The 12,527-nt window shown below is 43.2% G+C and carries 9 protein-coding genes; 3 read left to right on the top strand and 6 right to left on the bottom strand.

Features of this window, described 5'->3' with window-relative positions:
• On the top strand, positions 1-953 hold a 953-nt coding region (locus tag H6G75_RS20030), incomplete at its 5' end, for an NACHT domain-containing protein (protein ID WP_397332382.1).
• A 159-nt stretch (positions 954-1,112) separates the two neighbouring features.
• Here H6G75_RS20030 and H6G75_RS20025 read toward each other — a convergent pair.
• The 4 genes from H6G75_RS20025 to H6G75_RS20010 form a co-directional block, all read right to left on the bottom strand.
• Positions 1,113-1,514 (bottom strand): fasciclin domain-containing protein, encoded by a 402-nt coding sequence (locus H6G75_RS20025; protein ID WP_190586542.1) that lies wholly within the window; start codon positions 1,512-1,514, stop codon positions 1,113-1,115.
• 433 nt (positions 1,515-1,947) lie between these two features.
• Complete coding sequence (gene pstB / locus H6G75_RS20020; protein WP_190981742.1) at positions 1,948-2,754, bottom strand: phosphate ABC transporter ATP-binding protein PstB; 807 nt, start codon at positions 2,752-2,754, stop codon at positions 1,948-1,950.
• A 106-nt stretch (positions 2,755-2,860) separates the two neighbouring features.
• Positions 2,861-5,287: a phosphoketolase gene (locus tag H6G75_RS20015; RefSeq protein ID WP_190981741.1), complete on the bottom strand. Its 2,427-nt coding sequence runs from the start codon at positions 5,285-5,287 to the stop codon at positions 2,861-2,863.
• Between the two features lie 97 nt (positions 5,288-5,384).
• Entirely contained in the window at positions 5,385-5,834 is a 450-nt protein-coding gene (locus tag H6G75_RS20010; RefSeq protein ID WP_190981740.1) for a hypothetical protein, read from the bottom strand.
• 542 nt (positions 5,835-6,376) lie between these two features.
• On the opposite strand from H6G75_RS20010, the gene H6G75_RS20005 reads away from it, so the two are divergent.
• Both H6G75_RS20005 and H6G75_RS20000 read left to right on the top strand, forming a co-directional pair.
• Positions 6,377-6,808, top strand: coding sequence for a response regulator (locus H6G75_RS20005; RefSeq protein WP_190981739.1), 432 nt, complete (start codon positions 6,377-6,379; stop codon positions 6,806-6,808).
• 179 nt (positions 6,809-6,987) lie between these two features.
• Entirely contained in the window at positions 6,988-7,170 is a 183-nt protein-coding gene (locus tag H6G75_RS20000; protein ID WP_190981738.1) for a hypothetical protein, read from the top strand.
• 65 nt (positions 7,171-7,235) lie between these two features.
• On the opposite strand, the gene H6G75_RS19995 is transcribed toward H6G75_RS20000, so the two are convergent.
• Together H6G75_RS19995 and H6G75_RS19990 are read right to left on the bottom strand one after the other, a co-directional pair.
• Positions 7,236-9,869 carry an HAD-IC family P-type ATPase gene (locus tag H6G75_RS19995; RefSeq protein WP_199337944.1) on the bottom strand — a complete coding sequence of 878 codons (2,634 nt, stop codon included), beginning with the start codon at positions 9,867-9,869 and terminating at the stop codon, positions 7,236-7,238.
• Entirely contained in the window at positions 9,866-12,511 is a 2,646-nt protein-coding gene (locus H6G75_RS19990; RefSeq protein WP_190981737.1) for a cation-translocating P-type ATPase, read from the bottom strand. The genes H6G75_RS19995 and H6G75_RS19990 overlap by 4 nt, the downstream gene beginning before the upstream one ends.
• Positions 12,512-12,527: the final 16 nt, after the last annotated feature.

Here is a 12,527-nt window from a genome sequence, read left to right as displayed (position 1 = left end):
GTGACTATATTCGCAATCTCTCTGAGGTGGCAATGGAACCAGAGGAACTGCAATTAGAAAGTGAAGCGGTACTCAAGTCCATAGAAGCCCAACATGGGCTACTGACAGAACGGGCGCGGGGAATTTTTTCCTTCTCTTATCTGGTGTTTCAAGAATACTTCACGGCGAGAAAAATCGTTGCCAGCCATAACCTCCAGGCATTAGAGCAAGCTCTGGCAGGATTAGTCAGTCACATCACTGACCCTCACTGGCGCGAAATCTTCTTGTTGACAGCTGCCATGCTTCGGAGTGCAGACGGGCTGGTGCAGTTGATGAAGCAACACATTGATGCACTAGTTGCCCAAGACCCTTACCTCCAAGAATTTTTGACTTGGGCAAGCCAAAAATCTCTTACTACCCCGTCGCCACCAAGAGTTGCGAGTAACCGTGCATTTTACCTTGCCCTTGCCCGGAATCCTCACATAGCTTCTCACTTTACCCTAGCCTGCACCCTCGACCAGGGAATGCTTCTGGATGCCGTGTTAGATAACTTGCTGCTGGAATGTGCGATCGACCGCAGCCAAGATTTTGCCTATGCTCACGCCTGTGGAGATGCTCTCTCGAACATTCTGAGCATTGTTTTGGATGCTGGACTCCATAAATCCTTGCAACAACTTCAGGAGCAATTGCCGAACCCTAATCAAAACCAAGAAAAATTTCAGGTATGGTGGCACGCACACTCTTCAGCTTGGATTGAACAATTAAAAATGACGGTCAATAATTATCGGAACATTAACCACCATTGGCAATTTAGTCAACAGCAACAGCAAGTGCTGCAACGCTACTATGATGCCAATCAGCTACTTCTCGATTGCTTGAATAGCAATTGTGAGGTGACATCTGTGATTAGGCAGGAAATTGAAGCAACTTTACTGTTACCTCAAAAGGAACTTGAGGATAGAGAATGGCAATAGAATTTGTCTGTTGATTTCACAAAAAACACAGATAAATTTAGATTTTATCTGTGTGCGACTCAGGTCAATTTTGGTTTAATTCAGATTTTGATAAGAAGTCTGATACATCTTGGTAGTTGTGATGTATCGACTAAAAGTAATTACTATCTCAGCAATTACTTATGCAGGCATTAAAACTGTGTCGATGATGTGGATAACGCCGTTATCAGCCGCAACATCTGGTGTTGTGACTGTGGCATTATTTATCTTGACACCATGTGAAGCGTCAATTTTCACATCTTCACCTTCAACCGTTTTAGCTGATTTCAATTTAACTACATCAGCCGCTAGCACCTTGCCAGAAACGACATGATAAGTCAAGATTTTTTTCAGTTTAGGAATGTCCTTAAGTAATGCATCTACTGTACCTGCGGGAAGTTTAGCAAACGCTTCATCAGTAGGTGCAAAAACGGTGAATGGGCCAATACCTTTGAGAGTATCTACCAGACCAGCAGCCTTAACAGCAGCAACCAAAGTACCGAAAGAACCAGCCTTAACAGCGGTATCTACAATGTCAGCCATGTGATTTACCCTAGATTTTTTGTCATCTCTTAACAATATCAAGTATGACAGGCTGTTGTTTCAAATCATGTTTCAGAAAACGTTCAATAGCGTATAAGTTGTCTAATTTAGACTAAAAAAATAAATGTTATGGCGATAATTTGAAACTGATTAACTAAAATTATATTTTCAGTAATGTAATAGCATCGACACTAGAAAATAACCATGATAATTCAGCAAAATAACTACAACAAATCAGTATAAATGAATCTGCTATTAGTAATAGTTTATCAAAAAATATTGCTTTTGAATAAATTATTGATCGATTATCTATGTCTATAGATAAATACATTTGTCAAAATTAAGAGCCTACAAAATTTTGCCAGTTTTTGCTACAATTCTCCAGATATCAGTGTGGAGTTTATAAGGTAGCTTGGACTCTCAAAACCCAAATTTAACCAAATCTACCACTGACGTAATCTTTTGTGGCTTCCTGCTGAGGATGATTAAAAATCACGTTTGTTGAGTCGTACTCTACCAAGTAGCCAGTAAGATCTCTTGTTTGGGTAACGCTAACGTTGAAAAAAGCTGTTTTGTCAGAGACTCGTGCTGCTTGTTGCATATTGTGAGTAACAATGACGATGGTATATTGCTTTTTGAGTTCGTTAATCAATTCTTCAACCCGCAAAGTAGATAGGGGGTCAAGGGCAGAACAAGGTTCATCCATAAGTATAACTTCTGGTTGTCCAGCGATCGCTCGCGCAATACACAACCGTTGTTGTTGACCACCAGATAAGGCTAAAGCACTTTGTCCCAGTCTGTCTTTAACTTCATCCCATAAAGCTGATTGCCGTAGACTCCGTTCTACCAATTCATCCATGTTATCTTTGTAGCCGCAAACTCTGGCTCCAAAAGCAACATTGTCATAAATTGATTTAGGAAATGGGTTTGCTTTTTGAAACACCATCCCAATCCGACGACGCACCTCTACAGCATCAATTTCTGGTGCATACAAATTTTTATCGTAAAAATAAACTTTACCTTCGGCTCGAAATGACTTGATGAGGTCGTTGAGACGGTTATAGCATCGTAGCAATGTACTTTTACCACAACCAGAAGGGCCAATAAAAGCTGTAACCTGATTTTTGGAAATATTTAGGCAAATATTCTGCAACGCGAGAAACTTCCCGTAATAAACGTTGAGGTTTTCTGTGCGTAAAACGGTTTCAGTATCAATTACTGTACTACTATTAGTAGCCATAAAATTGTTTAGCATTAGTTTGATTAGTCACTTTATATGAGCTAAGTGCCAGGTAAATTATGCAGATATGCTGGTAAATGGTAACGCGCGCCCAATACTTACAGACTTAGTAAGGCCACTTCCAGTTGACGATTTCTGGCTTATCTATCCCGTGCTTGTGAGCATAATTGCGGTTGTCAATAATTTCTTTTTTCATGCGCTCTCTAACATAGACAGCAGCAGAACCCAGCTTCGGAACCCGATCAATCACGTCAATCACCAGATTGAACCGATCAACTTGGTTGTTGATGGCTAACTCAAGTGGTGTGTTAATGCTGCCCTTTTCCTTGTAGCCACGCACATGAATATTTTCATGGTTAGTGCGACGGTAAGCAAGTTTGTGAATCAGCCAAGGATAGCCGTGGAAGTTGAAAATAACAGGCTTATTTGTGGTAAAAAGACTATCGAAATCCCAGTCTGATAGTCCATGTGGATGTTCTGTATCTGGTTGCAACTTGTACAGATCAACAACATTAATAAACCGCACTTTGAGATCAGGAAACTCATCTCTTAAGATGGCCGTTGCAGCTAAGGCTTCCATCGTCACAACATCTCCGCAAGATGCCATAACGACATCAGGAAGATCGGGTTCTTGCCCATGATGGTCGTTGCTTGCCCATTCCCAGATGCCGATACCTTTGATGCAATGCTCGATCGCTTCTTCTATGCTGAGAAACTGGAGGTGTTTTTGCTTGTCTGCAACGATGACGTTGACATAGTTGGTACTACGCAGGCAATGATTGGCTACAGAAAGTAGAGTGTTAGCATCGGGAGGTAGATAAATCCGGGTAACATTGGCACTCTTATTAGTCACCAAATCTATGAATCCTGGATCTTGGTGGCTAAAGCCATTGTTGTCTTGTCGCCAAACAGTAGAGGATAGTAAGATATTTTCTGAAGAAATCGGCGATCGCCAAGAAACTTCATTTTTGCTGATTTCCAGCCACTTGGCGTGCTGGTTGAACATAGAATCAACAATGTGAGCAAAAGCTTCATAGCTGTGGAATAAACCATGCCGCCCAGATAAGAGATAGCCCTCAAGCCAACCGAACAAGGTGTGTTCACTGAGCATTTCCATCACCCGACCGTCGGTAGATAGTTCACTACAATCTGCATCTTCAGGGAGGATATCTGCCAACCAGGTTTTCTCGCTGACTTCGTAGACAGCACTGAGTCGATTGGAGGTGGTTTCATCTGGGCCGAATATGCGGAAATTAGTCATGTTATTACGCATGATATCTCGCAGGAAGTTCCCTAGAGGCTTAGTGTTTTCCACCTCAACTGCACCAGGTTTAGATACCTCAACTGCATTGTTGCGGAAGTTGGGTAGACGCAATTCTTTCCGCAGAAGTCCACCATTAGCAATGGGATTGGCACTGATGCGACGATGACCAGTAGGAGCTAGTTCTTTGAGTTTGGGAATTAGACTGCCATGGTCATCAAATAATTCTTCTGGCTTGTAACTTTTCATCCATTGTTCGAGAATCTTGAGATGGTCAGGATTATTAGCTACATCCGTGATTGGTACTTGGTGCGATCGCCAAAATCCCTCTAATTTATGACCGTCTATTTCTGCCGGCGCAGTCCATCCTTTGGGGGTGTGAAGGACAATCATCGGCCAACGAGGACGTTTTGCAACACCCGAAGTCCTAGTTTCGGTTTGAATTTTCTTGATTTCCAGAATCACTGTTTCTAAGGTTGCTGCCATCAATTGATGCACTTGCGCTGGATCATGCCCTTCCACAAAGTACGGTGTATAGCCATACCCCTTAAATAAGTCCTCTAGTTCCTCATGACTGATGCGGGCTAGGATGGTTGGGTTAGCAATCTTGTAGCCATTCAAATGCAAGATTGGTAAAACAGCACCATCCCGAATGGGGTTAATGAATTTATTGGAATGCCAAGCCGTTGCCAGAGGCCCAGTTTCTGCTTCACCATCACCAACAACTGCCGTCACAATCAAATCTGGATTATCGAAAGCAGCCCCGTAAGCGTGGGAGAGGCTGTAACCTAACTCGCCGCCTTCGTGAATCGAGCCAGGAGTTTCCGGTGTGCAGTGGCTACCAATTCCACCAGGAAAGGAGAACTGCTGGAAAAACTTCAGCATACCTTCCTCATCCTCGCTCTTATCAGGATAAACCTCAGAATAAGTCCCTTCTAAGTATGTCGGCCCAAGGATGCCCGGAGCGCCATGACCGGGGCCTGCGATGTAAATCATATCCAAATCATATTTCTTGATTAAACGGTTGAGATGGACGTAAATAAAGCTTAAACCGGGACTTGTACCCCAGTGCCCTAACAGGCGATTTTTGATGTGCCCTGGCTTGAGAGGTTGTTTGAGCAGTGGATTATCTTGCAAATAGATCATACCTAGAGCTAGATAGTTACAGGCACGCCAGTAAGCATTGATTTGATACAGTTCTTCAGTACTAAGTGGGGCAGATTTGTCTTGTTTCACATCTGAAGACTTTGGCTTAGAAGGAGAAATAGTCATAGATTCTGAATCCTACTCATTTATTTTTGGTTAAAGAATCGCTGAACACGCGATATTTTCTAATAAATAAAAAGATGCGATCGCATCTTTTTACCTCTCAATGTTTCGCCTTCGGATAAAACAAATATGTCACCCATTCACTCAGTGGATTTTCATGTTCTGCCAAAGAGTCATCGCCTTGACAAATAAATGTCACAAAGTAATATAGTTGCTCTTGCGTGTGGACAAACTTACCATATTCTATCTGCCGAGTTATTTCCACAGAGGTAGCCTTGTCTAAGGGTGGGAGAGGGGAAAGTTGCAAGCTCACACTTAATGGAGGTGATTCAACGAGATTTTTCATCCCTCTATCTACTACAAGTGAAATTACCCACTCCTGACCCCACGGGTGTGGATCGGGCGAAACAATTTGTAGGCAAGGGGTGTTTTTATCGACCCAATACCATGCGCCCTGATTAAAAGATTCAACAGAGATGTAATTGTCTTGGGGTGGCAATTTTCCTATAAATTTGAGAAAATCTCTATCTTGGCGATCAGTTAGGTTCATTGCGATAATTCCTGACTACAGTACCTAGTATTTTTAAAGGCTTTGATATTGCGGATTTTTTCTTATAAGTTATTAAATTCCAAACTGAACAAATTATGAAATTACCTTCAGAATGTAATGGGTAATAGCCGTTATCAGACAGGAAATTGAAGCTACTTGTTTTTGCTAATAAAAGATTTTGAATAAGTTTTGTATCGTAGTTAATCAACTAATTCACAAAATCAAACAACACCAAATCATAATATAGGAGCAATAATATTTCATCTGAACCATTAAAGTGATTCTCTCCTACTTTTGATTCATAACATCCAGTTATTAATACTCTTTTGAAGGCAATAATTCACCACACAGAAGTCAGAATTTAGAAGGAATTTAGGATGATTGGTATGTTGATTCATCAAATTTTATCCTGATTTTGTAACTATTCAGGCTACTGTTAGCGCAGCGGGGCGTAGCCCATTTTGACTCCTAAATTCTTACCTTTGTAGTTCCAGTTTTTTCAATCCCGCGTTGCACTTAAAATCTTAATCGCAGGTTTTGTTATGAATTTAACTATTGCCTCTCTTTTCAAGGTTGAAATACTCAAAGATGTGCAAATAATAGTTGTAGACAATGATCTAGATAGTGGAGTGCTATACACCTTATTTCTCAAGTATTTTGGCACAAATGTGATCGCAACTGGCACCATCAAGGAGGCTTTAGAAACTCTGACTTGGTTCGTCCCCCACATTGTAATCTGTGAAATAAGATTCTTAGGTGAAAGTATTTATACTTTGCTAAACAAATTAACGGTTATAGAAGCATCTAATAGGAATTGTATCCCAATTATTCTGACTTCAACATCTGCCACAAGTACTATTCAAGAAACTTTGAAGATAGAGTTTGCAGGATATTTGCTCAAACCAATTGACCTGGATAAATTAGTTGTCATGATAGAGAAATTAGTACTTATTAGAGAAGTGAATATACTATAAAAATAGCTATGGACTAATACGAACAATCAGAACGCTTATGTCTCATCAAAAAATAGAAATCCCAGGGTTCACTTTTACTGGCATTGCTGAATGCTCTTGCGTCTGTATATCTAAAAGCTTTAGGTGAAGCAGTTAGTAAAATAAACAGCAGAACCGCTTAAATCTTCTCTAAAAACATCATGGAAACCATAGGAAATAACTCACTAGATATAAGCCAGATTAGCCCTAAAGTAAAAGAGCTAATTATGCAATACGCTGCTGTAAATAACTGTACACAGGCTGAAATGCTAGAACGTATTGTTTTGGAGTGGAACACCCAACAAAGTGAGAGCGAACGACCATCAGGAGACGAAGATGAATAGCTTTTTAGCTTTTTTCTACAAGCCCTTGGCGTAAATGAAATAGGAATGCTCTGTACACTTGACGACTAAAATTTTACGTGGCTGTAAAACACTCGTTTAACATTCTCCGCCGCAGTCACGTAGAACACCACGATCGCCCCCAGAACTAGCACAAAACTCAATGGCAATGGTTGAAATCCGAATAGGCTTGCCAACGGTGTCCAGGGCATGATGATTGTCACTCCGATAGTCGCCAGCGTTGCCATCAACAAGTATTTTCCTGGCTTACTGTTGAAAATCGATTGGCGAGTACGAACGACTAGCACAACCAGCGATGCAGAAATAACAGACTCCAAAAACCAGCCTGTTCTAAACTGTTCTGGTTGAGCGTGCAGCAGCAACAGCAGCGCCCCAAAGGTGAGATAATCAAATATTGAACTCAACAAACCAAAGACGATCATAAAGTTGCGGATAAACTTGATATCCATGCGGCGAGGTTTGTTGACTAACTCCCTATCTACCCGATCTGTGGCGATCGTTAATTCTGGGAAATCAGTTAGTAAGTTCGTCAGCAAAATCTGGCTGGGTAGGAGCGGCAAAAAGGGCAGAAACAGAGAAATTCCCGCCATACTAAACATATTGCCAAAATTGGCGCTAGTTGCCATAAATACATATTTTAAAGTGTTGGCAAATGTCACCCTTCCTTCCTTTACGCCTTCGACGAGGACATTCAAATCCTTTTCCATTAACACAATATCAGCAGCTTCTTTAGCGACATCAACTGCACTCTCGACGGAGATGCCAACATCAGCCGCATGAAGCGCAGAGGCATCATTAATACCGTCTCCCAGATATCCGACTACATTCCCCGCTTTTTTGAGGGCGATGATGATGCGCTCTTTTTGGTTTGGCTCTACCTCAGCAAAGACATTTGTTTGCTGTACTCGATGCATCAAGGCTTCATCACTGAGCTTTTCTAGTTCGGAACCTGTCAACGCCTTTGGTTGAGGCAATCCTACCTGCTGAATGATACTCATCGCAACTGCCTTGCTATCTCCAGTAATCATCTTCGGGGTGATTCCTAGCAGTTCCAATTCTTTGAGGGTGTTAGCGATGCCAGCTTTTGGTGGATCGAACAGAGCAAGGTAGCCGAGAAATGTCATGTTTGTTTCATCGTCTTTACTGAAGGAATCTTGATTAAAATCACGATAGGCCACACCCAAGGTTCTAAATCCCCTACTGCCCAAGTCTTCAGCCTGTTGGTGGAGTTTTTGTTGCTGGTTTACAATGTCGATTGTTTTCCCCTCAACAGTCTCAACATTTGAGCAAACATCCAAAATATTTTTCAGTGCGCCTTTCGTGATAATTAAATGCGTATTTTCTGTCTTGGAAAATTGCTCTACTTGGGGAGACACCAGACGCTCCTCCGTCGCTAACGCTGGCGCTATCGCTTTTAGCGTCTCCCCTTGGGAGAAGACCGCATTTTCCGATTTTTTGAATAGAATACTTAGACGTTTGCGGTTAAAGTCATAAGGCACTTCATCTAGCTTTTGATAGCCAGAAATGTCGAATGTTTTGTGTTCGCGAATCGCTGCATCGATGGGATTGACATAACCTGACTCAGATGCAGCATTCAAATAAGCGTAAAGTAGAACGCGATCGCTTTCTTTACCTTCTACATCAACCGCAGCGTGAATTTTCACCTCTCCTTCCGTCAGCGTCCCCGTTTTATCGGTGCAAAACACATTCATGCTGCCAAAGTTTTCAATTGCAGGTAAGCGCTTTACAATCACCTGCTTTTTCGCCATTTTCTTGGCACCACGAGCCAGATTAACACTGACGATCGCCGGTAGCAGTTGGGGAGTCAAACCAACTGCCAGCGCCAGCGAAAACAGAAAGGATTCCAGTACTGGGCGATGGAGGTAGACGTTGGCGACAAAAATTAGCACTACCAAAATCAGCGTTACTTCCATGAGAAAGTAGCCAAACTTGCCCAGTCCCCTTTCAAATTCCGTTTCGCTCGGTCTGAGTTTCAGGCGTTCCGATACTTTGCCGAATTCAGTTTCCTTTCCGGTATGCACGACTACTGCTTTCGCCGTTCCACTTATAACATTAGTTCCCATATAGAGGGAATTGGTGCGTTGGGCCAGTCCAGTTTCAGCAGGCAATACGCCACTGAGCTTGTCAACCGGATAGGTTTCGCCTGTGAGTGCTGCCTCATCCACCGATAAATCTTTCGACTCTAAAACTAGACAGTCACCTGGAATATTTTTACCTGCACTCAGCAACACAATGTCGCCCCTGACTATTTCCTCAGTGGGGATTTCTTGAGATTGACCATCCCTTAAAACAGTTGCTTTAACTTGCACTAATGCCAATAGTTTTTCGACGGCGTTCGAGGCTCCTCGCTCTTGCCAAAATCCTAATAACCCACTAATGAAGACAATCGTCAAAATGATTATGGCATCTGCCGGATCTTTCAGAAAAATCGATAGCACCGCCGCAAAAATCAGAATCAAGATAATCGGACTCTTGAACTGATTGAGCAACAGCATCCATGCGCTCGATTTGTGTTTTTGTTTGAGGCTGTTTGCGCCGAACTCGCTTAGGCGTTGTTTGGCATCTTGACGGCTTAACCCAGAGGTTTTAGAGTGCATCTGCTGAAGCACCTGATCGCTGGATAAGCTCCAAAACGTGGAGGGTTGGGGAAGGTGAATCAAAGATTTTCTGGGGTAGGTTTTCTTGATTTGGATTGAATAGCTCGTTGGGGTCGATTGAGAAACTTTAACTGTTCAAACCAAAGCAGAGCGATCGCCCCACCGCCCAAACAAATTGCCAGGTCGATTGGGTGTAAGAAGGAGAAGCTAAACAATTGACGCAAGAAGGGAACATACAACACGAACGCGAGAAAAACCAGTCCCCCACCAATCACCCACCAAAGGGCATTATTGGGAGATTTCAGTATTTTGAGGCTGAGGCGAGATGAAGAACTTTCGCTCAAAATTAGTCCTAAATTTGCCAAAATCAACGTCGTAAAAGTTAAAGCACGGGCATCAAGTTCGCCTTGTCTGCGATATAGTGCAACGACAAAGATGACGAGAGCGATCGCTAAAATTCCTACCCCTTGAAGCACTGCCAAAGCCAAAGTCTTCCTACCAAATAATGGTTCTTTGGGGTTGCGGGGAGGACGCTGCATCACCGTTGCTTCTGCGGGTTCGGCTTCTAAAACAATTGAGCAGGCTGGATCAATAATTAAATGTAGAAAGGCAACGTGAACGGGAAGTAATACTAACGACAACTTAAACAAGACTGGAATTAAAGACATCCCAGCAATGGGAATGTGAATCGCTAGCAGATATGCCATTGCTTTGCGGAGATTATCAAAAATTCGCCGTCCCATTTTCACCGCTTGCACGATTGACGAAAAATCATCATCTAATAACACTAACGCCGCCGACTCACGAGCCACATCTGTACCTCGCTGTCCCATTGCAATCCCGATTTGGGCAGATTTGAGAGCAGGGGCATCATTCACACCATCCCCAGTCATGGCGACGACTTCACCCTGGGATTTCAAAGCATTAACTAACCGCAGTTTTTGTTCGGGAACAGCGCGTGCAAAGATGTTTGTACTTTGAATGCGCTCCTGGAGTTCAAGGTCACTCATGAGATCCAATTCTGCTCCCGTCAAAATAGCTCCCATTTGCATCAATCCAATCTGACGGGCAATAGTTTGAGCCGTTCCTGGATAATCACCCGTAATCATGACTACTCGAATACCTGCGGTGTAACATTCTTGAATCGCCGCCGCAACATTTGGACGCACTGGATCAGACAGTCCCACTAATCCGAGAAATTGAAAAGGAAAGTCATGTTGCTCGTCGGGTAAATGATTCGGATTGAGCGAGGGATGAGGTGGTAAAAATGGGGGCGGTGCATCAACAAGAGAGGCTTTGGCAACGCCTAATACACGCAATCCTTGATCTGCCATTTCACTGATTTGGGCTGCAAGAATTTTCTGCTGTTGGGGGGTGAAATGACAGAGATCCGCGATCGCTTCCGGCGCTCCTTTGGCAGCAATTTCATACTGTTGTCCGTCAGCTGACTGCCAAACGTGAGACATTGCCAATAGCTGCGGTGAGAGCGGATATTCTCGTAACAGCTTCCAATCGTTGTGCAGATGTTCAGTATGTGCCAGATAGCGATCTCCTAATTCCTTAAATGCTTTCTCCATTGGATCAAAGGGATCTCTCTGACTCGCTAGAATGCAAAACTCGACTAATTCATGAAATGCTTCGGGGAGCAACTCTCTTAAATGCAATTCCAAATTATATGGGTGGGGGTTTTCTGCCTGGTTGTATGCGAATAGCTGTTGCACAGCCATCTGATTCAGGGTTAGTGTCCCAGTTTTATCCACACACAGAACTGTTGCAGAACCCAAGGTTTCCACGGCGGAAGCGCGACGAGCTAAGACGTGTTTCTGAGAAATGCGCCAAGCTCCTAATGCTAAGAAAATCGTCACGACAACCGGAAATTCATTCGGCAAAATTGCCATCGCTAAGGTAATACCCGCAAGAAATCCTTTGAGCCAATCTCCTCGCGTGATTCCATAAATCACTACAATCGCCACACACAACAATAAAGCGATGCCAAATAAGCGACTCACCAACCGAGTCATTTCCTGTTGTAGGGGAGTCGGTTCTGGCTTGACTTTTTGCAAAGCCTTACCAATCTTGCCCATCTCCGTTTGAGCGCCCACAGATTGGACTTGAGCAATTCCCTGTCCTTGAACTACCAAGGTTCCGGAATATACAAAGGGCAACTCATCTCCCCCTGGACGTGCCATTTCCACGGTACCGGCAGCAGCAATTTTACGGACTGGTAGGGATTCCCCGGTTAATAATGACTCATCGGTGGAAAAATTTGTGCAAGATAACACCATTGCATCGGCAGAAACGCGATCGCCTTCTGCTAGAACTAAGATATCTCCCCTAACAACTTCTCGCCCCGCAATCCGTTTTCGCTCACCATCTCGAATCACCAAGGCGCGAGGACTGGAAAGATCGCGCAAGGCTTCTAGGGCGTGTTCGGTTTTACCTTCCTGGTAAAGGCTAATTCCTGTGATGAAGAAGACAAAACCCAGTAAAATTAGGGATTCCTGTAGGTCGCCTAAAATCCAATAGATGATACCACCACCGACCAGCAACAGGAAGATCGGATCTTGAACGGTTTCCCAAGCGAACGATAAAATAGTGCGAGAGCGAGCCGAGGGGAGTTCATTGTAGCCTTCATCTTTGAGCCGAGCGATCGCCTCTTGCTCAGATAAGCCAGCTACGGTATTAATATCTACCGTCGAAACCATAATTCTGCTTTTTCCT

This window comes from Nostoc sp. FACHB-280, assembly GCF_014697615.1.
GTDB lineage: Bacteria > Cyanobacteriota > Cyanobacteriia > Cyanobacteriales > Nostocaceae > Nostoc_B.
Note: the sequence above shows the minus strand (reverse complement) of the source record. Positions and strands in the feature narration are given on the sequence as shown.